This is a genomic window from Nocardiopsis rhodophaea (genome assembly GCF_039530945.1).
Lineage (GTDB): Bacteria > Actinomycetota > Actinomycetes > Streptosporangiales > Streptosporangiaceae > Nocardiopsis_C > Nocardiopsis_C rhodophaea.
This window is the reverse complement of sequence record NZ_BAAAPC010000001.1, coordinates 349,703-370,513: the sequence shown is the minus strand read 5'-3', so window position 1 is coordinate 370,513 and position 20,811 is coordinate 349,703. Positions and strand designations below refer to the sequence as shown.

Below are 20,811 nucleotides of genomic sequence, written 5' to 3'. Positions count from 1 at the left end.
AGCGCCGCCGCCCCCGAAGCCGTACACGTGCTTCGGCCCGATGCCGGAGTGCCCGTCCCCATCCCCATATCCATCCCCCGCATCCCCCCGGCCAAAGGGGGACGTATGTCCGCGGGAGACCCACGCCCCCCTCTCCCGGTCCACCTGCACAACCTGCATTGGCCGACCGGCCCCGAACAGCCGCAAGCGAGGACGCGTGAGTACGGATAGACGACGAGATGCCGACCGGCACCGCCGGGCGGGTCAGACCGGCAACAACGGTCACGACCGCCGCGGCGGCTTCAAGCGTTTCCTGTCCAAGGCCTGGAAGCCGCTCCTGGTCACCGGTGCCCTGTGCTTCGTGGGCGGGGTGGCTGCCCTCGCGATCGCCTACACCCTCACGCCGGACCTCGACGACCTCGACCCGCAGGGTGAAGCGGCGTTCTCCGCCACCAGCATCACCTACGCCGACGGTTCGGAGGCCGCCACGACCGGCCAGATCAACCGTTTCAAGGTAAGCCGCGAGCAGATCCCGGACACCGTGGTCAACGGCGTGCTCGGCGCAGAGCAGCGCGACTTCTACGAGCAGCCCGGCATCAGCATCAACGGCACCCTGCGCGCGGTCCTGTCGGGCGGCCAGGCGGGCGGCGGATCCGGCATCACCCAGCAGATGGCCCGCAACTACTACGACGGCCTCTCCCAGGAGCGCTCCTACATCCGCAAGGTGAAGGAGATCCTGATCTCGCTGAAGGTGAGCCGGCAGATGTCGCCCGACGACATCCTCACCCAGTACCTCAACACCATCTACTTCGGCCGCAACGCCTACGGCGTGCAGGCCGCCGCCCAGGCGTACTTCGGTAAGGACGTCGAGGACCTCGACGCCGCCGAGGGCGCGTTCATCGGCGCGCTCATCCAGCAGCCGGGCAACTTCTCCAACCCGCCCGCCGGCTCGAAGATGGAGAAGGTGCTCCAGAGCCGCTGGCGGTACGCCGTCAAGGGCGAGGTCGACATGCACGAGGACGACCCCTCGCGCGGCCTGTCGCAGTCTGAAGCCGACGCTTTGAAGTTCCCGAAGACCATCCCGTGGGACGAGGACGGGCAGGCCGCGACGGCCGACCCCCGGCGGGGCTACATCCGCAGGGCGGTCGTCGACGAGCTGAAGGAGCGCTACGGACTGACCGACCAGCAGATCGCCACCAAGGGCTACAAGGTCACGACGTCCCTGGAGAAGGACCTCATGGACGCCGCCGGATCGGCGTTCTCCGAGACCCTCCCCAACATCCCCGACAAGACCAACCTCGGCCTGGCCGCCGTCGAGCCGAACTCCGGCGAGATCAAGGCGTTCCACGGCGGCGACGACCCGGTCAACGACCCCGACAACTCCCTCTACCAGCGCGCCCAGGCGGGTTCGGCGTTCAAGCCCTATGTTCTGGCCACCGCGCTGGAGCAGGGCATCGGCCTGAAGAGCACCTTCGACGGCAACTCGCCCAAGAACTTCCCCGGCCTCACCGCGCCGGTCCGCAACGACAGCAACCGCTCGTGGGGCACCGTCGACCTGATCAAGGCCACGGCCAAGTCGGTCAACACCGCCTACGTGCAGCTCGCCATCGACACGACACCGCAGTCGGTGGTCGAGACCGCCAAGGCGGCGGGCATCTCCAAGGAGCAGTTCGAGACAGCCGAGCTGGGGCCGAACATCGCGCTGGGCACCTACCAGGTGACCGCCCTGGACCAGGCCGCCGGGTACGCGACCTTCGCCAACGGCGGCGTGCACATCCCGCAGCACATGGTCACCGAGGTCACCGACCCCGCCACGGGCGAGAAGCTCGAACCCAACGACCAGAACGAGCTGGACAGCGGCAAGCGCGCCTTCTCCGCCGACGTCGCCGCGGACGCGACCTACGCGATGCGGCAGGTGGTGGAGAACGGCGGCGGCAGCAAGGCCGCGCTGCCCGACGGGCGCCCGGTGGCGGGCAAGACCGGTACCTCCAACGACGCGAAGTCGGCGTGGTTCGTCGGCTACACCCCGCAGCTGGCCGTCGCTGTCGGGCTGAGCCGCACCGACGGCCAGCAGCTGGTGATCCCCAGCGTCTCGGACGTCTACGGCGGTACGACGTCGGCCCGGATCTGGCGCGCGTTCATGTCGAAGGCGATGGAGGGCAAGCCGGTACAGAACTTCCCGGCGCCCGCCTGGACCGGGACCACGCAGAACAACCAGCCCACGACCACGCCCACCCCGGAACCGAGTCCCACACCCAGCACCCGGCCGGACCCGACGCCGACGCCGTCGACCGAGCCGGACCCCAGCCCGGACCCGGTGCCGAGTCCGGACCCGGAGCCGGACTGCCCGCCGACGGACCCCTTCTGCCTGATCGACGGCGGGGGCCACGACGGCCACGGCGGCCCGGACGGACCGGGGGGCGGCGACGGCGTCCCCGGTGGTGGAGACGGCCACGGGGGCGACAACTCCGCTGGCGGCGCGAACGGCGGGGGTGGCGGCATCCTCGACGGGCTGTCACTCCGTTAGGGGCCCGATCGGCCGTACCGGGAGCCATTGCCCTCGCGACGTCCGCGTCGCTCGGCGAAGCCGCCGAGGGCGCCGCACGGCTCGTCATGGGCGGCGTCACAAGTAGCAGGAGGGGCCGACGACCCGCGGGTCGTCGGCCCCTCCTGCCATTGGGGCAAAACCGAAACCACGGATGACGGGATCAGACGCGGCCGTCCTCAGCCAAAAGAGGCGGTGCTGGGTCATCGGCCGTTCGGTGCGAGTCATGAGCCTGTGTCATGGGCAACATTGACGGATAACCCCATGATTGCTTCAACATTGCCTTCTATTTACCCTGTTAACCTGCGCAAACCCGCATTGAGCGGAACTTCTGGCCAGTGCGCTCCCCGCCGCGGTGGAGGAAGCCGTACCCTGTCTGCCACACGCTGGCCGTAGTGGAGGGTGACTGACGCCGTCGCGCGGGCGTGTACGCTCACGCCGGGGTTGTGCTATATGGCGCCATCGCCTTAACGTGACGGGTGCTTTACGTGTGATCGCCCCCTGCGGTGGGCCCACGACCGGGGCCGGAACCGGGGGCGGCGTACGGCGCCGGTCCGCCTGGTCTGCTCGGGCCGTCTCTGTCGAAGCAGGAGCGGCTGAGCAAAGGGGACCCGACGGTCACCCCGTCCCCCGGGGGTGTCGGGCTCCGATTCACATCCCGACAGGTCATCGACAGGAGGAAGGCAGAGGACGACATCCGGAGTCTGTGGACGGAAAACCTCACACCCCCGTGAGGCGTCCAACGGGCGCAGCGGACGAATCTGAGCAGAACCCCTGAGCCCGCCCCATCGGGGCGGATCCGTCCCCTGAAGAAGGGGCAGCGGACACCTCAATTCCTCTCATCTACCCCCGAGTCGATAGGCCATCGGCCGATCAGAAGCAATCGAGGACGCGTGAGTACCGAAAGACGACGGAGCGCCGGCGGGCGCCGCCGGGCAGATGGCTCGGGCGACGCCCCCCGCGGCAACGGCGGTAGGCGCCGGGCCCCCGGCCCGGCCGGGGACGAACGCGCCGCCGGGAGCCGCAGGGCACGTGGAGACGATGGCGGTGGTTTCTGGGACGACGAGCGCCCGCCGCGCCGCCGACCGGCCGAGGCACGGTCCGGTGGCGGCCCGCGCGAGGGCGCCCGTCGTCGTGGTGAATCGGAGCGGGGCGGACGACGCGCCGCATCGCACGGAGCACGCTCGGAGGGCGGGCGCCGTGCCGCCGCGTCCGGCGGTGGCGGCCGACGCCGCCCACCGAACCGGGACGACTACGACGAGTACGACGAGCGCGGCCCGGTCCGCCGCTTCTTCGCCAAGGTGTGGAAACCGGCTCTGGTCACTTGCGCCCTCTTCTTCATTGCGGGGGTGGCCGTGCTCGGCGTGATGTACGTGCGGACCCCCGACCCGGAGGATATACCGGCCAAGCTTGAGGCCAACAGGGCCGCGACGACGGTCGAATTCGCCGACGGCTCGGAAGCGGTCACCAGCGGTAAGGTCAACCGGCAGCCGGTCACTATCGACGAGGTCCCGGAAACTGTGAAGGACGGTGTGCTCGCCTCCGAGCAGCGCAACTTCTATGAAGAGCCGGGCATCTCCATCACGGGCACGGCGCGCGCCATCCTTACGGGCGGCACCAAGGGCGGCGGCTCCACCATCACCCAGCAGATGGCCCGCAACTACTACCAGGGTCTCTCCCAGGACCGCTCCTACACGCGCAAGCTCAAGGAGATCCTGATCGCGATCAAGGCGGGGCAGAACATGGCTCCCGATAAGATCCTGGAGCAGTACCTCAACACCATCTACTTCGGTCGGGGCGCCTACGGGATCCAGGCCGCCTCCCAGGCCTACTTCGGTAAGGACGTGAGCAAGCTCGACTATGCGGAGGGGGCGGTGCTGGGCGCCATCATCCAGCAGCCGGGCAACTTCGAGAACGTCAACTCCGACGAGAAGATGGAGAAGATCCTCCGGGGCCGTTGGCAGTACTCGGTCGACGGCCTTGTGGAGATGCACGAGAACGACCCTGAACTGGGGCTTTCCCAGGAGAAGGCCGACCAGCTCAAGTTCCCCGAGATCATCGAGTGGGACACCGGGGATCAGTACGAGGGGTACAAGGGCTACATCAAGACCGCCGTCGCCAACGAGCTGGACCGGCGCTACGACCTCAGCGAGCAGCAAATCGCTACCGGCGGCTTCACGGTGAAGACCTCCCTCGACAAGGACCTGATGGAGGCCGCGGGCAAGGCCTTCGAGCAGGTGCTGCCCAACAACCCCGAGGAGACGGTCGAGGGCTTGGCGGCCGTCGACCCCACAACTGGGGAGATCAAGGCGTTCCACGGTGGGGACGACTTCACCAAGGAGACCGACAACTCGCTGATCCGCACGGCCCAGGCGGGTTCGTCGTTCAAGCCGTACGTGCTCGCCACCGGGCTCTCCAAGGACATCGGGCTGAAGAGCGTGTTCAACGGCAACTCCCCCCAGGAGTTCCAGGGCCTCGCGGAGCCGGTGCAGAACGACAGCAACAAGTCGTACGGTCCGGTGAACCTGGTCAAGTCCACCGCCGACTCGATCAACACGAGCTACGTTCAGCTCGCCATTGAGGCGGGTCCGTCCAACGTGGTCGAAACCGCTAAGGCGGCGGGTATCCGCAAGGAGCGGTTCAAGACCGCCGAGCTCGGCCCGAACATCGCGCTGGGTACCTACCGGGTCTCAGCCCTCGACCAGGCGTCCGGGTTCGGTGTGTTCGCCAACGGTGGGAACTACATCGAGCGGCACATGATCACTGAGGTCAAAGACCGCAAGGGCAATCCGGTGCCGCCGGTCGACACCGACAAGGTCTCCGAGGGCCCCAAGCGCGCGTTCTCCGAGGATGTCGCCGCTGACGCCACCTACGCCATGACCCAGGTCGTCGAGAACGGCGGTGGCAAGACCGCCGCCCTTCCCGACGGTCGTCCGGTGGCCGGGAAGACCGGTACCTCGAACAGCGCCAAGTCGGCGTGGTTCGTCGGGTTCACCCCGCAGCTCTCCGTCGCGGTGGGTCTGAGCCGCACCGACGACGGCAAGCTGCGGCTCCCCGACGTCGAGAACAGCGGCCAGGGCATCTACGGTGGTACCACCTCCGCCAAGGTGTGGCGGGCCTTCATGATCGAGGCGACAAAGAATTTCGGGCCGGAGGACTTCCCGCCCCCCGCCTGGGTGGGCGACGAGCGAAGCTTCATTCAGGAGCCCGAGCCGGGGGCTTCGGAGTCGCCCGAGCCGGAGACTTCGCCGTCCCCTGAACCCACCGTCTCGGAGTCCCCCGACCCCAGCGCGTCGCAGTCTCCCGACCCCGACGCCACGCCGTCGCCCGCCCCCTGCCCCCCGCTCAACCCCAACTGTGAGTCGACGGAGCCCGGAGATGGCGGCAATGACCGCGATGACGGGACTGGCAATGGCGATGACGGCGGCGGAAACGGCAGCGACGGGGACAGCGGGAACGGCAGCGGCGGCAACGGAGGCCGAGATAGCGAGGGTGGCGGTGGCGGCTCGATTCTCAGTAAAAGGGACTGAGGCCCGTACGTGGTGAGCAAGGGAGAGCAGTGACCTCCACGTCCGGCAGCTCCGGACAGCGGCGTGCCGACGACGATCACCTGATCGTCGTCGGCACGCGGCGTATGCAGACGACACTGCCTTGGGCGGCGCTCATCGTGGTCGGGGTGGCGGGCGCGGTCCTCGGCTACCTCGTCAAGATTCCGTGCCGGTTCGGCGGCGCCTGGCTGTACGGCGGGCAGTACGCCTATGGCTGCTACAGCGACATCTTCCCGCTCTACTACCGGGACGGCCTGGACACCGGTACTGTCCCCTACCTCGATCAGCCGGTCGAGTACCCGGTGCTCATCGGCGGGCTGATGCATGTCATCGCGCGGGCCGTGTCCTGGCTGCCCGACACCACGGCACGCGCGTTCGGCTACTTCGACCTGACGGCCCTCGTCATGGGCGCCTGCCTGGTCGCCGTGGTGGCGGGCACGGGGTACCTGGTCGGGCGCGGCGGTGTCGCGGCCGTGGACCGGAGCGATGACCGCCCCTTCGACCGGCGTTCGGCGCTGCTGGCGGGCGGCTTCGTCGCCCTGGTCCCGGCGGCGTTCCTGGCCGCGTACATCAACTGGGATCTCTTCGCCGCGGCCCTCCTGGCCGGCGGGCTCGTCGCCTACGCGCGCGGATGGCGGTGGCGTGCCGGGGCGATCGTCGGGCTTGCCGTCGCCGCGAAGTTCTACCCTTTCCTGTTCTTCGGCCCGCTGTTCGTGCTCATGCTGCGCGGCCTGTGGAGGCGGCAGAACAGTGGTCCCTACCGTGGCGAGGGCACCGCGGCGGCCGAACACGCCACCACTCCTGGCGCGGTTTCACCGGGCGACTTCCTCCGGATGCTCGGCGGCGCACTCATCGGCTGGGCGGTCGTCAACGTCCCCGTCCTCATCGCGGCCCCCACCGGCTGGGCGACGTTCTTCGAGTTCAGCAGCGAGCGCGGGACCGACTGGGGGTCCGTCTACTACGTCCTGGGCGGCTTCGGGCTGTTCGACAGCGGAGACGGCGACCTCGTCAACGTCACCGGCACGCTGTCGTTCGCCATCGCGTGCGTCGGCATCGCGCTGCTGGGCCTCCTCGCCCGCCGCCCGCCCCGCCTGGAGCAGCTGCTCTTCCTCACGGTGGCGGCGTTCCTGATGACGAACAAGGTGTGGTCGCCGCAGTTCGTCATCTGGCTGCTCCCGCTCGCGGTCCTCGCCTGGCCGCGCACCTTCCGGGCGTGGCCCGCGATCGCCGTCTTCGCGCTGTGGCAGGTCGCGGAGGTCGCCTACATCTTCGGGATCTGGCAGCACCTGCTCTACGTGTCGACTCAGGGGGACGAGGGCACGGCCGTCGCCGGGCTCGACTTCACCGGCTACGCCGTGGTGTCCCTGGGCCGCCTCACGACCCTGGGCGTCGTGTGTGCGCTGGTGGTGGCGGACTGTCTGAGAAAGGGCGAATCCGCCTCTTGACAGCTGGTAGCCTTTGTCTTCGTCTGGCTAAAAGCCCTCCTGCCATGGAGAGACCATGGCCGCGATAGTCCAGAGGAGGTTACGAACGCCTATGCGTCGTTACGAAGTCATGGTCATCCTCGACCCCAACCTCGACGAGCGCACGGTGTCCCCGTCGCTGGAGCAGTTCCTGGGTGTCGTCCGCAACGACGGCGGTTCGGTCGAGAAGGTTGACGTCTGGGGGAAGCGTCGCCTTTCCTACGACATCGCCAAGAACTCCGACGGCATCTACGCGGTGATCGACCTCACGGCCGAGCCCGCCACCGTCAAGGAGCTGGACCGTCAGCTCAACCTTGCCGAGGCCGTTCTGCGCACCAAGGTGCTCCGCCCCGAGGCGCACTAGCGCGGTCCGCGTCACCGCGCCACCGCGTCCGTCCGTACGCCTGATCCGACTACTTCCAACCGGAGCCAACCCATGGCAGGCGAAACCCAGATCACGCTCGTCGGCAACCTTGTCGACGACCCTGAACTGCGCTTCACTCCCAGCGGGGCGGCGGTCGCGAACTTCCGCGTCGCCTCGACCCCGCGTGTGTTCGACAAGCAGAGCGGTGAGTGGCGAGATGGCGAGTCCATGTTCCTCACCTGCTCCGTCTGGCGACAGTACGCGGAGAACGTCGCCGAGAGCCTGCAGCGCGGCATGCGCGTCATCGTGCAGGGCCGCCTCAAGCAGCGGTCGTACGAGACCAAGGAAGGCGAGAAGCGCACCGTCTTCGAGATCGACGTCGAAGAGGTCGGCCCCGCTCTGCGCAGCGCCACCGCCAAGGTGACGAAGACGCAGCGCCAGGGTGGCGGTTTCGGTGGCGGCGGCTTCAGCGGCGGTCCCCAGCAGGGCGGCGGAGGCTACGGCAACCAGGGGGGCGGCTTCGGCGGCCCGCAGGGTGGCCGGTCCGGTCCTCCCGCCGACGACCCGTGGGCGACCAACGGCGGCGGCGGTGGCTTCGGCGGCGGAGGATTCTCCGACGAGCCGCCGTTCTAACACCGTTCCCAGCGGTATTTCTGTCCGATTGACCATCCCCGGAAGTGTTCCGGGGCTCTTGAACAAGGAGCACCACGATGGCGAAGCCGGCAGTGCGCAAGCCCAAGAAGAAGGTTTGCCTGTTCTGTCAGGAGAAGCTGTCCTACATCGACTACAAGGACACGACTCTGCTGCGCAAGTTCATCTCCGACCGCGGCAAGATCCGCGCCCGTCGGGTGACCGGCAACTGCACCCAGCACCAGCGCGATGTCGCGACGGCGATCAAGAACGCCCGCGAGATGGCGCTGCTGCCCTACACCAGCACCGCTCGCTAACCGGGGAATTCCGAGGGAGGTATTAGTCGTGAAGCTGATTCTGACCCACGAGGTCAATGGTCTCGGTGCCCCGGGCGACGTCGTTGAGGTGAAGGACGGCTACGGTCGCAACTACCTGCTGCCGCGCGGGTTCGCCATTCGGTGGACGCGCGGCGGGCAGAAGCAGATCGACTCGATCCGCCGCGCCCGCGCCGCCCGCGACATCCGCAACCTGGACGAGGCCAAGGAGATCGCCGGCCAGCTGGGCGCGATGGACGTCAAGCTGACGCAGCGCGCCGGCCAGGGCGGGCGCCTGTTCGGCTCCGTGACCGCGGCCGACGTCGCCGACGCCGTCAAGGCTGCCGGTGGCCCGGCCGTCGACAAGCGCCGGATCGAGATCCGCAACCCGATCAAGTCCGTCGGCGACCACAAGGTGGAGGTCCGCCTCCACCCCGAGGTCACCGCGACGATCGCGCTGGAGGTTGTCGGCGCCTGACGCCGACCCGCCTTCGCGCACCCCGCTTTCGAGCGCTTCAGGGTCCCGCCCCCATCACCGGGGGCGGGACCCTTGTCGTGTGCCCGACGAGGATGCGGAGCTGCGAGACGACGCCCGCGTTGACCCCCATCCCTGTCTACGGAATTGGAGACGTTGACGACCATGCACCAGCCCGACGTCCGTCCCGCCACCCGCGGAGACGTACCCCGGGTCGTCCGCACTCTGGTGCGGGCCTTCGCCGATTACCCCTTTACACGGCACACCATCTCCGCCGACGACCACGTCCGGCGCCTGGAGCGCTTCAACGAGCTGTTCGTCTCCAGGATCGGCCTGGAACACGGCCGCGTCTGGGTCGCGGACGACGGGGACGCGGTCGCCGTGTGGACCACCCCGGATACGGCCGGTGCGGGCGATGTTTTCGCCGACCTCGGGCCGGAGTTCGCCGAGATCGCCGGTGACCGGGCCAAGGCGTCCGAGGAGGCCGAAGCCGCCATGGCGCCGCATCGTCCCACGGACCCGGTGTGGTTCCTCGGGTCAGTCGGAGTTGAGCCGGACCGTCAGGGGGAGGGCCTGGGGGCCGCGGTCATCCGTCCTGGTGTGGACGAGGCTGACCGGGCGGGGGTCCCCTGCTTCCTGGAGACCTCCGATGAGCGCAACGTGCGGTTCTACCGCCGTCTCGGCTTCGAGGTCACCGCCGAGTACACGCTGCCGGGCGGCGGCCCCAGGACGTGGGCCATGCGGCGTCACGCCGGAGGCTGAGCCCGGCGGGAATAGCGCGACGCCCCCTCCGGTCGGCCGCGTGCCAGCGGTCCTGCCTCATCCGCGGGTGAGGCCCTCGACGAGGTGGTCGCCCGCCATAGGCGGGGCCACCGTCACTCCCTCCTCGAATTTCACCAGTTCAGGACACACCGAAAAGCGTCAGGTGATCGCTTGATCACAATTTGCGACCTATCGTTCAGGAGGGAGCTACTTCCGCAGAGGAAGGATGAGGGCTGGTATGACAGACCGACCGCGAAACGATGCGGACCAGGGCCGGGGCATCTCACGTAGAGGTGCTCTGCACACGGCGGCCCTCGCGGCCGGTGGAGCGCTGCTGGGGGGAGCGGTCGTCCTGGGGGACGCTGACGATGCCGTGGCCGCGGCACAACCCTACATCTACACGCGCAGACAATGGCGTGCCCGCTCCGCGCGCCGTGCGGCCAAGGTGATGAGCAGGGGGCCGGACAGGATCGTGGTGCACCACACCGCCTCGTCCAACACTTCTGACTTCAGCAAGAAGCACGCGGCGGCGCTGTCCCGCGCCATCCAGCGCCACCACATGGACACCAACGGCTGGGACGATATCGGCCAGCAGCTCACGATCAGCCGGGGCGGTTACGTCATGGAGGGCCGCAATCGGGTGCTCGCGGCGCTCAAGCGGCGCGAGCACGTGGTCGGCGCACACACCGCCAATCACAACGAGCACACTATCGGCATCGAAAATGAAGGCACTTATAACTCGGCCACGCCGCCGAGTGCCCTGATGGACGCCCTCGCCGACACTTGCGCGTGGCTCTGCTCGCACTACCGGCTCAACCCCTACCGGGCCATTGTCGGGCACCGCGACTACAACTCCACCTCCTGCCCGGGCGACAAGCTGTACTCGATGCTTCCGGAACTGCGCCGGGGCGTCGCCCGGCGGATGAGCCTGCTGCTGCCCCTGCAGGTGCGCGTGGATGACCTGGAGCTGCCGCTGGAGCTCCTACCCGCGTCCCTGGAAGTGGCGAGCGACGCGGACGACGATCGAGCCGCCGAGTTCTACCACGGTCCCGCCCTCAGCCGGTGGGAGGCCGAGCGCTGGGCGCTGGGGGCGAACGTGCGGCTGGGCTGAGCGGACCGGGTGAGCCGGGCGGCGGTCAGGCCCGGGTGGCCCCGGTGACGAGCCACGCGCTCCCCCGGGCCCGAAACCCCAGGGTCAGGCCGCGAGCGCAGATCCACACCCCGAAGGCGAGCCACAGCCGGAACAGCCCGGTGCCTGCGCCCTCCGGGGTCGTCCACAGCACGAGGGCGGCCAGCGGCAGGAAGACGAGCATCGTCCAGAGGCTCGCCCAGGCGAGGTAGCGCTGGTCTCCGGCACCCATCAGGATGCCGTCGAGCACCATCACCACGCCGCTCACCGGCTGGAGGACGGCGACCAGGATGAGCGTGCTCAGGATGAGGGCGTGCACCTGCGGGTCGCTGGTGAACGGTAGGGGCGCCCACGGCCGGATCAGCAGCACCAGCGCGCCGAACAGCACGCCGATCAGCACTCCCCATTCCACCATGCGTCGCGTGGCGGCCCGGGTTCCAGTGCGGTCGCCCGCGCCGAGGTAGCGGCCGATGATGGCCTGTCCGGCGATCGCGATGGCGTCCATCGCGAACACGAGCAGCGACCAGATCTGGAAAGCCACCTGGTGGGCGGCGATCTCGTGGTCGCCGAGCCGGGCGGCGACCGCCGTCGTGACGACGAGAACCACGCGCAGCGACAGGGTGCGGGTGAACAGCGCGACGCCCGCTGCGGCTGAGGCCTTCAGCCCCGCCACGTCGGGTGCCAGAGCGACGTCGTGGCGGCGCGCCGCCCGGACGACCACGGTGATGTAGACCGCCGCCCCCGCCGTCTGGGCGATCACGGTCGCCCAGGCCGACCCGGCGATGCCCCAGCCCAGGCCGAGCACGAACGTGACGGCGAGCGCGATATTGGCCAGATTGGACGCAACGGAGACGACCAGTGGCGTTTTCGCGTTATGTAGGCCCCGCAGGACCCCGGTTCCCGCCATAATGATGAGGAGCGCCGGGGTGCTCAGCAGGCTGATCCGAAGGTATGTGAGCGCGTAGGGAGCGACGTCCGGCGACGCGCCGAGGACCTGCACCAGCCACGGCGCCGCCGCCTGCCCGACGACCACCACGGCGAGGCCGATGATCAGCGCCAACCACAGTCCGTCGACCCCGTTGCGGATCCCGCCGGGCATATCCCCGGCGCCGAACTTGCGGGCCACCGCCGCGGTGGTGCCGTAGGCGAGGAAAATGCACAGATTGGCGAGGGTCATCAGGACCTGACTCGCGACCCCCAGGCCACCGAGCGCCTGCGTGCCGAGTGTGCCGACGACGGCGGAGTCGGTCAGCAGGAAGAGCGGTTCGGAGACGAGCGCGAAGAACGTCGGGACGGCGAGGTGGAAGATCTCACGGTCGTGGACGTGCCGGAACGGTGGGGCGGAGAGCAGCTTGGGCATGGCCATGCCACGGTAGCGGACAGGCGTTCGAGGGGGTGCGACGAGATCCACAGTGTGGGGTATTGCTTGTGGATAACTTGTGGACAGTGGGGTGTGAACTTTCTTTCATGCACACCCCGTGCATAGCGTTTCCGCAGCTCACATAGCATGTGGGGCGGTGTTGGGGAAGTTATCCACAACCGTTGTGCACAAGCTATCCGCAGAAACACGCGGTTCGTCCACAGGATCTCCCCAGGTGTATCCACAGGCTGCTTTGCATCAGCTGTCCCCAGTCGCGACAATCCAAGTCCCGGCATGGGCGTCGTGTCGGTCGGGTCCCAGGGGGAGAGTACGTGAGCGTCGCTGACCATACGCCGGAGGACGGCGGCGGTTTCGACCGCACCCCTCCGCATGACATCAAGGCGGAGCAGAGCGTTCTCGGCGGCATGATGCTCTCCAAGGAGGCCATCACCCAGGTCGTGGAGATCGTCCGATCGCACGACTTCTACCGCCCCGCCCACCAGACCATCTTCGACGCCATCGTCGACCTCTTCGCCCGCGGCGAGCCGGTCGACGCCATCACCGTCAACGCCGAACTCACCAAGCGCGGCGAGGCGGCCCGCGTCGGCGGCGCGGTGTACCTGCACACCCTGACCGAGTCCATCCCCACCGCGGCCAACGCCGGCTACTACGCCAACATCGTCTCCGACCGCGCGATCCTGCGCCGCTTGGTCGAGGTCGGCACCCGCATCGCCCAGATCGGCTACGCGGGCGACGGCGAGGTCGATGACCTGGTCGACCACGCCCAGGCCGAGATCTACAAGGTCGGCGAGAAACGCACCGGCGACGACTACCTGCCGCTCAGCGACATCATGCCGGGCGCCCTCGACGAGATCGAAGCGATCTCCGCGCACGACGGCTCGATGACCGGTGTCCCCACCGGCTTCACCGATTTCGACCAACTGACCAACGGCCTCCACGCGGGGCAAATGGTCATCATTGCGGCCAGGCCGGCCGTTGGTAAGGCGCTGGCTCTGGACACGCCGCTCCCCACGCCCGACGGGTGGACGACGATGGGGGAGGTCGAGGTCGGGAGCAAGTTGATCGCGGCCGACGGCTCACCGACGCGCGTGGTCGCCGCCACTGAGGTGATGAAGGGCCGTCCGTGCTACGAGATCACCTTCGACGACGGAACCGTGGTCGTCGCCGATGCCGAGCATCAGTGGCTCACTGACACCCGTGCGTCTCGCAGATCCGCGCAATGCGCCGCGACCGGCTACAACCGGTATCGCAACCGGCGCACCTTCCCCGAGGTCCGGACGACCGAGGAAATCGCACGGACGCTGCGGTGCGAGACCGCCGACAGTCGGCTGAACCACTCCGTGGTCAACGCCGAAGCCCTGGACCTCCCCGAGCGGGAGCTCCTGGTGCCGCCCTACTTCCTCGGCGCGTGGCTCGGCGACGGGGCTTCCTCAACGTCTCGCATCACCACCGTGGACCCGGAAGTCCTCCGGAACATCGAGGACGAGGGCCTCATCATCAAGCCCGTGGGGGCGACAAAGCACTCCTTCGGAGTCTTCCTCCCCCAGCAGGACAGTTCGTCAGTCCAGCGGAGCTGTGTGGTCTGCGGCACGTCCTTCACGCCGAAGCTTCCGCACGTGCGGAGCTGTGGCCAGTCCTGCGGGGGCAAGGCCCGATTCGTCTCGGCTCCCGTCCCGCAGACGTCATGCACCGATTGCGGGCGGCCTTGCTTCGCGCAGTCGCGGTGCCGTGAGTGCATCGATGATCACGGGAGCCTGAAGGCGCTGCTCCGCAAGATCGGGGTCTTGGACAACAAGCACATTCCCGCCGACTACCTGCGGGCGTCGGTCCGACAGCGCAAGGCGCTCCTGGCCGGACTCATCGACACGGACGGAACGGTCAACGCGAGCGGATCCATTCAGTTCGCCGTCACGAATAGGCGTCTGGCCTACGACGTTCGGGAACTGGCCCACAGCCTGGGCTACCGGTCGGGGATGTCGACGAAGCAGGTCAAGGGGCGTACTGCGGATTCCTCGACCTGCTACACGATCACCTTCGGCTCGGAGGAGAACGTTTTCGGGATCAGCCGCAAGGCGAAGGCCTATCACGAGCGGAGCGAAGGCCGGAACTACTGCAGGATCGGTTCCCGTTTCATCACCAGCGTCCGTCCGGTGGACAGCGTGCCCGTCCGCTGCGTTCAGATCGACCATCCGAGTCACCTGTACCTCGCCACCCGGTCGATGATCCCGACCCACAACTCGACCCTGGCCTTGGACTTTGCCCGGGCGGCGTCCATCAAGCACCAGCTGACCTCGGTGTTCTTCAGCCTGGAGATGGGCCGCAACGAGATCGTCATGCGGTTGCTCTCGGCGGAGGCGAGGGTGCCGCTGCACACCATGCGCTCGGGGCTGATGACTGATGACGACTGGGCGCGGCTGGCCCGCCGGATGGGCGAGGTCGCCAGCGCTCCGCTGTTCATCGACGATTCGCCGAACATGTCGATGATGGAGATCCGGGCCAAGTGCCGCCGCCTCAAGCAGCAGCACGACCTCAAGCTCATCATCGTCGACTACCTGCAGCTGATGAGTGCCTCCGGCCGGGTGGAGAGCCGCCAGCAGGAGGTCTCGGAGATGTCCCGGTCGCTGAAGCTGCTGGCCAAGGAGCTTGAGGTCCCGGTTATCGCGCTTTCCCAGCTGAACCGTGGTCCGGAGCAGAGAACGGACAAAAAGCCCCAAGTTAGCGATCTGCGTGAGTCGGGGTGCCTCACCGCCGACACCCGTGTGCTGCGTGCTGACACCGGTGCTGAGGTCACGATGGGAGAGTTGTACCGCAGCGGCGAGCGCGAGGTTCCCGTGTGGTCCCTTGATGATCGGCTGCGCCTGGTGCCGCGCTCCATGTCCCACGTCTTCTCCAGCGGGGTCAAGGAGACCTTCCGGTTGCGTCTGACGTCGGGCCGTGAGATCGCGGCGTCCGCGAACCACCCGTTCCTTACGTACCAGGGATGGAAGCCGCTGGAGGAGCTGGCCAGGGGAACCCGGCTCGCGGTTCCGCGTCATGTACCGGCGCCGACAGAAACACAGGAGTGGCCGGACGCGGAGGTCGTCCTACTGGCACATCTGATCGGTGACGGGTCGTTCGTCAAGCGTCAACCCATCCGCTACGCGAGCGTGGACGAGGCGAATCTTGCTGCTGTCGCCGAAGCCGCGAAGCACTTCGGTATCTCAGCTGTACGGGACGACTATGCACAGGCTCGGGTGACCTCCCTGCGCCTTCCCGCCCCCTTCCGGCTGACCCACGGTAAGCGCAACCCGATCGCGGCCTGGCTGGACGGCCTGGGGCTCTTCGGCCTGCGCAGCCATCAGAAGTTCGTACCCGAGGCCGTTTTCGGGTTGTCGAAGGGGCAGATGGCGCTGTTCCTGAAGCACCTGTGGGCGACCGACGGCTGCGTTCACTGGGACGCGAATGCCGGACAGGCTCGGGTCTACTACGCCTCCACGAGTCATCGCCTCATCTCGGACGTGGCCGGTCTCCTCGCTCGGTTCAACATCATGACCAGGATCAAGCCGACGCGTAAGGGGAAGCACCGGACCTGCTATCAGCTCCATATCTACGGGTCGGAGAACCAGCGGCGCTTCCTGGAGGAGATCGGCTGCCACGGTGACCGCGACGCAAAGGTGGAACGATGCCGGGCCGAGCTTGCGGGCAAGCAGGTCAACACCAACATCGACACGGTCCCGGTGCAGGTCTGGGAACGGGTGCGGCAGACGCTCGCCGAGCGCGAGATAACGCAGCGCGAGTTCGCTTCGGCGATGGGCACGCAGTTCTGTGGGAGCACGCTCTGGAAGCGAGCTCCCAGCCGGCAGCGGCTGGGACGCGTCGCCGAGCTCCTCGACGACGCGGACCTCGAGCTACTCGCCACGAACGATGTGTTCTGGGACGAGATCGCCGAGATCGAGCCGCTCGGAGAGCAGGAAGTCTTCGACGCAACCGTCCTCGGCACGCACAACTTCGTGGCGAATGGCATCAGCGTCCACAACTCGATCGAGCAGGACGCCGACATGGTCATTCTTCTCTACCGCGAGGACGTACACGACAAAGAGTCCCCCCGGGCGGGTGAGGCAGACCTCATCGTGGCCAAGCACCGTAACGGTCCGACGGCCACGGTGACCGTGGCATTCCAGGGCCACTACAGCCGGTTTGTCGACATGGCGCCCGGGTGATCAGTCGACCGTAGCCGCCGGGCCGGCCAATGGCCGGGCCGGCGGCCTCACTTCTCGGGGGCGGGTAGGCAGCCGAGAACGGTGTTGTGGGTGCTCTCGAAGATCACCGATGTGCGGAACCCCGCGATCTCCTTGCGCTTGCTCAGCCGGTCGAGCAGGAACGCGTGGAGGAGGTCGAGGTTCTGCACGGCTACGTGCAGCACGAAGTCGTCCCCTCCGGCAAGAACGAACACGGAGAGCACCTCGGGCAGGCGGGCGACGCTGTCCTTGAATTCCACGATGACGGATCGGTTCAGCGGTCGGACCTGGACCGAGACGAGTGCCTGGACGCCACGATTGAGTGCGTTCATGTCGATTTCGGCGTGATAGCCGCGGATGACGCCGCGGCGTGTCAGCGTGCGCACCCGTTCCAGGCAGGTGGATGGTGCGACGCCGAGTCTGCGGGCGAGCTCGCGGTTCGAGAGCCGTGCATCCGATTGGAGGAGTCGGATGATCTCCGAATCAAGTTCGTCCATGGTCGGGATTATTGCATTGATTCCGATCATTCGTTCATTAATGTCCCGAATTTATCGGTCGATTGAGTAGCGTCGTGGCTAGTCTTTCGATCGAATGAGGTGAAGCGAAATGTCGCTGCGGACCAAGCTCGTCCTTATTGTCGACGAGAGGATGGACCGGGCTCAGGCGACGAATGCGGCGGTCGTGACCGGTCTCAGCATGGGCGGGCGGCTACCAGAGTCGGTCGGGGACGACGGCAAGGATGCGTCGGGAGGCGTGCACGCTGGACTCAACCCGCACCCGGTGCCCGTCCTGGCCGCGGCGTCCTCGCGCCTCCGCGAACTGAACGATGCCGCGCGTGCTCGGGAAGCGCTTACCGTCGTCGGGTTCAACGATGTGGCGCGGCGTTCCCGTGACTACGACACCTACCTGGCCGATCTCGCGCGGACCCCCGCTGAGGACATCGACTATGTGGCGGTCGCGATCTTCGGGCCGCGCTCGCAGGTCAACGCGCTCACCAAGCGGCTACCCCTGCTGAAGTGACGCGAGGGGGCGGCACCCGGAGTAGGGGGACGAAAAACACGAGGGGGCCGTCCACCCGCGGGTGGACGGCCCCCTCGTCGGGCGTCTCGGGGTCCTAGGCCCAGCGGGCCTCGGGACGGGTACGTCCGTTCGTGTCAGTGACCAGGACCCAGCTCAGCTTCGGCGGGCCGGAAGCGATGGTCTCCGTCGTCTCGCGCGGTTCGGGCATTGCGATGCTCTGCTGGCCACGCGCGCGGTTGACGGCCGTACGGGGCGCGGAGGGACGGACCCGGCGGCGTGCCGGGGCGGGGCGGCTGGTCTGCGGCGCTCGGCTGACCCTGCGAGTCATGGCGACACCCCCCTCGTTCTTCTATCAGAGGATCTCAGTTAACCGTCTGTTCACCTTGAAGTCAATCCCGATTCGCCGCCGCACGTGTCGTCCGATGCGGTGCGGCGTCCCGAAATCCCCGCTGTACAGGGGAAACGGGCGCGGTCAGGGAGTGGGATCGGTGGTGGGGATCACGCGCTGTGCGGAGGGTGGCCGGGAGGTGGGCACCCCGAAGGTGAACATTGAGAAGTCGGGCAGCCGAAAGCCTGCACAAAGAAGCGCCCACCGAGGGGGCGGGCGCGTCAGAGCGTGGTCGCGGTGGGCGTCAGCCCTTGTCGGGGAAGATCAGGCCCACGACCTCAAGGTAGAGCTGTTCCGGGTAGGGAACGAAGTTGATCCGGCTCAGGGCCTGGTCCTGGCCGGCCGACTCCATGACGAAGGTGCCGTAGCCGAGGAACCGGCCGATGATCGAGCGCTCGAAGCGCATGTCGGTGACCTTGCCCAGGGGCATCATGTTCACCTGCCGCGTGATCAGACCCGTGGTCAGCAGCAGGCGCGCTGAGGTGATGACGAAGTAGTCGACCGACCATTCCGCCACCCGCCACACGAACCAGACGAGCACGAGCAGCCACAGCCACCAGATGACCGCCAGCGCGGCTGAACTGGAGGCGATGGCGGTGTTGCTCAAAATGCCCGCTAGGATCAGCGCCCCGAGGACCGTGGCCACGGGTGTCATCAGTACGGCCGGATGCCGCCGGATGGTGACGACATCCTGCTCGTGCGGTAGCAGGTAGCGGTTGACCGATGCGGGGGCACGGTTGGTCGGAGCTACGAGCTTCATGGCCGATCGACCTTCTTTACGCGCTCAAGGCGTTGACGAAGCGGGACAGGGATTCGGCTGCCGACATGAGCCCGCCCAGGCCCGTCTCGATGACCCCGGCCGCGCTTTCAGGCTGGGTGAGCAGATAAAACGCAACGAAGGCGATGAGGGCGTACCCCAGCCATTTTTTCAACTTCGCCATGAGCGAACTCCCCAAGAATGCATCCGACCCACTGACCCAAGCTGATTGTTACACCGACAATCAATGCCGTAAAGCCAGATGCCCGGCAACGGCGTGGCGTTCCCCAGGCGCGCGTGTGTTCTTGATCACGCTGCGTCCGTGGTCAGCTGCGTTCTGCAAAGGCGAGGGCGAGCACCTGGAGGTGCTGGCGTGCGATGCGCTCCACCAGGTCCGGAGTGGCCTTCCCGGTGACCTCCCACGCCCCGTGCCGGGCGGCGTCGACACATCTGGTCACGGTCGCTTGCTGGTGGACACCGGCGAACTCGGCCATCAGGCGGTCGATCACGGGGATGAAAACACGTGGCGTTGCGGCTGCCGCGGTTTCGGTCTTCTCGGGCATCTCACTCCTTGAGGGGAAGGGTGATCGCTGTCGTTCCGTGCCCACCGCACTGCGTTCGGTGAGCGTGTTGGGGTGCGAACGGTTGTTCGCTATTGGTCAGTGGAGGCCCATCAGGGGAGGGCGGTGCCGGTCGTGTGGGCCGAGGGTGCCTGGGGGTACTGCTCGGGTGGACCATGTCCTGGGTGCATTGGGGAGGGGTAAGGAACCCGTACCCACCATGATCACTCTAATGTGTCACGTCTCCGTCTCAGAATGAATTCGGCTAAGCCAGATCGTGGCGTCCCGCCGATCTGGATCCGGGCTTTCACGAGCACATATGTCGGGGTTTCCCGAGTGTTTCCCCGTTTTCGGACGTTCATTCCTAGAGATCCGGAAAGATACAAAAAAGCGCCCGGCCGATGCGGCCGGGCGCCTGGCGCGCCGAGTTCAACGGAGTAACCGAGCGCGGAGCGGCGGCGGGTCGGACATGCGGAATCGGCGGTCAGGAGCAGCCGTAAAGACGATCCCCCGCGTCCCCGAGGCCGGGGACGATGAATCCGTTGTCGTCCAGCCGCTGGTCGACGGCGGCCGTCACCACGCGCAGGGTGGCGCCGTGGTCCGCCCGCAGGGTTTCGGTCAGCTTCTTCTCCACCGCGCTCAGGCCCTCAGGCGCGGCCAGCAGGCAAATCGCGGTGATGTGGTCGGCGCCGCGGTCCACCAGGAGCTTCAGTGCGGCGGCCAGCGTCCCGCCGGTCGCCAGCATCGGGTCGAGTACGTAGCACTGCCGCCCGGACAGGTCCTGGGGGAGCCGGTCGGCGTAGGTGGCGGGCTGCAGTGTGCGCTCGTCGCGCGCCATCCCCAGGAACCCGATCTCGGCTGTCGGGAGCAGCCGGGTCATCCCGTCGAGCATGCCGAGCCCGGCGCGGAGGATCGGCACCACCAGCGGGGTGGGGCGGGTCAGCTGGACGCCGGTCATCGGCGTCAGCGGAGTGTCGACGGTCACGTCGGCGACGCGCACGTCCCGGGTCGCCTCGTAGGCGAGCAGCGTGACCAGCTCGTCGGTGAGCCGGCGGAACGTCGGCGAGTCGGTCTGCACGTTGCGCAGGGTCGTGAGCTTGTGCGCGACGAGTGGGTGGTCGACGACCAGGGTTTCCATTGAACACTCCGGATGAGCTGGGCAAACGGGCGGGGAGTCGGCGTCCGAGTCTAATGCTGCGCGCGGGGGCCACGGATCCGTGTGTGACGATTCGGGTTTGAGTTCCTAGATCCCGTTCTGCCGAGGACAGGATGTCCGTTC

General features: G+C 67.6%; 18 protein-coding genes. 11 read left to right on the top strand and 7 right to left on the bottom strand.

The annotated features are described in order from the left end of the window. The first annotated feature begins 196 nt into the window (after positions 1-196). The 9 genes from ABD259_RS01700 (at position 197) to ABD259_RS01660 (ending at position 11,191) form a co-directional block, all read left to right on the top strand. Positions 197-2,506, top strand: coding sequence for a transglycosylase domain-containing protein (locus ABD259_RS01700; RefSeq protein WP_344159664.1), 2,310 nt, complete (start codon positions 197-199; stop codon positions 2,504-2,506). Between the two features lie 911 nt (positions 2,507-3,417). After that, a complete protein-coding gene (locus tag ABD259_RS01695) occupies positions 3,418-6,054 on the top strand; it encodes a transglycosylase domain-containing protein (protein WP_344107602.1) in 2,637 nt (878 codons plus the stop codon). Between the two features lie 29 nt (positions 6,055-6,083). Next, a complete protein-coding gene (locus ABD259_RS01690) occupies positions 6,084-7,517 on the top strand; it encodes a glycosyltransferase family 87 protein (RefSeq protein WP_344159661.1) in 1,434 nt (477 codons plus the stop codon). 91 nt (positions 7,518-7,608) lie between these two features. Continuing rightward, positions 7,609-7,899, top strand: a complete 291-nt coding sequence (gene rpsF, locus ABD259_RS01685; RefSeq protein ID WP_344107597.1) for a 30S ribosomal protein S6 — start codon at positions 7,609-7,611, stop codon at positions 7,897-7,899. A gap of 72 nt (positions 7,900-7,971) precedes the next feature. Continuing rightward, positions 7,972-8,532 (top strand): single-stranded DNA-binding protein, encoded by a 561-nt coding sequence (locus ABD259_RS01680; protein ID WP_344107595.1) that lies wholly within the window; start codon positions 7,972-7,974, stop codon positions 8,530-8,532. Positions 8,533-8,609: 77 nt separating this feature from the next. After that, a complete protein-coding gene (rpsR, locus tag ABD259_RS01675) occupies positions 8,610-8,846 on the top strand; it encodes a 30S ribosomal protein S18 (RefSeq protein ID WP_017620575.1) in 237 nt (78 codons plus the stop codon). Between the two features lie 28 nt (positions 8,847-8,874). Beyond that, positions 8,875-9,321, top strand: a complete 447-nt coding sequence (rplI, locus tag ABD259_RS01670; protein WP_344107592.1) for a 50S ribosomal protein L9 — start codon at positions 8,875-8,877, stop codon at positions 9,319-9,321. A gap of 162 nt (positions 9,322-9,483) precedes the next feature. After that, complete coding sequence (locus tag ABD259_RS01665; RefSeq protein ID WP_344159658.1) at positions 9,484-10,080, top strand: GNAT family N-acetyltransferase; 597 nt, start codon at positions 9,484-9,486, stop codon at positions 10,078-10,080. 238 nt (positions 10,081-10,318) lie between these two features. Continuing rightward, positions 10,319-11,191: a peptidoglycan recognition protein family protein gene (locus ABD259_RS01660; protein ID WP_344107590.1), complete on the top strand. Its 873-nt coding sequence runs from the start codon at positions 10,319-10,321 to the stop codon at positions 11,189-11,191. A gap of 25 nt (positions 11,192-11,216) precedes the next feature. On the opposite strand, the gene ABD259_RS01655 is transcribed toward ABD259_RS01660, so the two are convergent. Next, on the bottom strand, positions 11,217-12,569 hold the full coding sequence (locus ABD259_RS01655) for an MATE family efflux transporter (RefSeq protein ID WP_344107630.1): 1,353 nt from the start codon (positions 12,567-12,569) through the stop codon (positions 11,217-11,219). 332 nt (positions 12,570-12,901) lie between these two features. On the opposite strand from ABD259_RS01655, the gene ABD259_RS01650 reads away from it, so the two are divergent. After that, a complete protein-coding gene (locus ABD259_RS01650) occupies positions 12,902-16,789 on the top strand; it encodes a replicative DNA helicase (protein ID WP_344159655.1) in 3,888 nt (1,295 codons plus the stop codon). Positions 16,790-16,836: 47 nt separating this feature from the next. On the opposite strand, the gene ABD259_RS01645 is transcribed toward ABD259_RS01650, so the two are convergent. After that, the gene (locus tag ABD259_RS01645; protein ID WP_344107586.1) at positions 16,837-17,304 is read right to left on the bottom strand and encodes an Lrp/AsnC family transcriptional regulator; all 468 of its coding nucleotides are present in this window, start codon (positions 17,302-17,304) and stop codon (positions 16,837-16,839) included. A gap of 109 nt (positions 17,305-17,413) precedes the next feature. Between ABD259_RS01645 and ABD259_RS01640 the strand changes: the two genes are divergently transcribed. Continuing rightward, positions 17,414-17,827 (top strand): DUF2000 domain-containing protein, encoded by a 414-nt coding sequence (locus ABD259_RS01640; RefSeq protein WP_344159652.1) that lies wholly within the window; start codon positions 17,414-17,416, stop codon positions 17,825-17,827. A gap of 94 nt (positions 17,828-17,921) precedes the next feature. Here the strand turns inward: ABD259_RS01640 and ABD259_RS01635 are convergent, their stop codons facing one another. The 5 genes from ABD259_RS01635 to upp all read right to left on the bottom strand — a co-directional run bounded on the left by ABD259_RS01635 (position 17,922) and on the right by upp (position 20,670). Then, on the bottom strand, positions 17,922-18,155 hold the full coding sequence (locus ABD259_RS01635) for a hypothetical protein (RefSeq protein WP_344107582.1): 234 nt from the start codon (positions 18,153-18,155) through the stop codon (positions 17,922-17,924). A gap of 304 nt (positions 18,156-18,459) precedes the next feature. Continuing rightward, positions 18,460-18,975 (bottom strand): PH domain-containing protein, encoded by a 516-nt coding sequence (locus ABD259_RS01630; protein WP_344107580.1) that lies wholly within the window; start codon positions 18,973-18,975, stop codon positions 18,460-18,462. 16 nt (positions 18,976-18,991) lie between these two features. After that, positions 18,992-19,156: a hypothetical protein gene (locus ABD259_RS01625; RefSeq protein WP_017620566.1), complete on the bottom strand. Its 165-nt coding sequence runs from the start codon at positions 19,154-19,156 to the stop codon at positions 18,992-18,994. A 142-nt stretch (positions 19,157-19,298) separates the two neighbouring features. Further along, a complete protein-coding gene (locus tag ABD259_RS01620) occupies positions 19,299-19,535 on the bottom strand; it encodes a hypothetical protein (RefSeq protein WP_344107577.1) in 237 nt (78 codons plus the stop codon). Positions 19,536-20,016: 481 nt separating this feature from the next. Continuing rightward, positions 20,017-20,670 carry a uracil phosphoribosyltransferase gene (upp, locus tag ABD259_RS01615; protein ID WP_344107575.1) on the bottom strand — a complete coding sequence of 218 codons (654 nt, stop codon included), beginning with the start codon at positions 20,668-20,670 and terminating at the stop codon, positions 20,017-20,019. Between the last annotated feature and the right edge of the window lie 141 nt (positions 20,671-20,811).

Coding starts and splice junctions, on each gene's coding strand:
- rpsF (WP_344107597.1), top strand. CDS start 7,609: ATGCGTCGTTACGAAGTCATGGTCATCCTCGACCCCAACCTCGACGAG.
- ABD259_RS01680 (WP_344107595.1), top strand. CDS start 7,972: ATGGCAGGCGAAACCCAGATCACGCTCGTCGGCAACCTTGTCGACGAC.
- rpsR (WP_017620575.1), top strand. CDS start 8,610: ATGGCGAAGCCGGCAGTGCGCAAGCCCAAGAAGAAGGTTTGCCTGTTC.
- ABD259_RS01665 (WP_344159658.1), top strand. CDS start 9,484: ATGCACCAGCCCGACGTCCGTCCCGCCACCCGCGGAGACGTACCCCGG.
- ABD259_RS01660 (WP_344107590.1), top strand. CDS start 10,319: ATGACAGACCGACCGCGAAACGATGCGGACCAGGGCCGGGGCATCTCA.
- ABD259_RS01655 (WP_344107630.1), bottom strand. CDS start 12,569: ATGCCCAAGCTGCTCTCCGCCCCACCGTTCCGGCACGTCCACGACCGT.
- ABD259_RS01645 (WP_344107586.1), bottom strand. CDS start 17,304: ATGGACGAACTTGATTCGGAGATCATCCGACTCCTCCAATCGGATGCA.
- ABD259_RS01640 (WP_344159652.1), top strand. CDS start 17,414: ATGTCGCTGCGGACCAAGCTCGTCCTTATTGTCGACGAGAGGATGGAC.
- ABD259_RS01635 (WP_344107582.1), bottom strand. CDS start 18,155: ATGACTCGCAGGGTCAGCCGAGCGCCGCAGACCAGCCGCCCCGCCCCG.
- ABD259_RS01630 (WP_344107580.1), bottom strand. CDS start 18,975: ATGAAGCTCGTAGCTCCGACCAACCGTGCCCCCGCATCGGTCAACCGC.
- ABD259_RS01625 (WP_017620566.1), bottom strand. CDS start 19,156: ATGGCGAAGTTGAAAAAATGGCTGGGGTACGCCCTCATCGCCTTCGTT.
- ABD259_RS01620 (WP_344107577.1), bottom strand. CDS start 19,535: ATGCCCGAGAAGACCGAAACCGCGGCAGCCGCAACGCCACGTGTTTTC.
- upp (WP_344107575.1), bottom strand. CDS start 20,670: ATGGAAACCCTGGTCGTCGACCACCCACTCGTCGCGCACAAGCTCACG.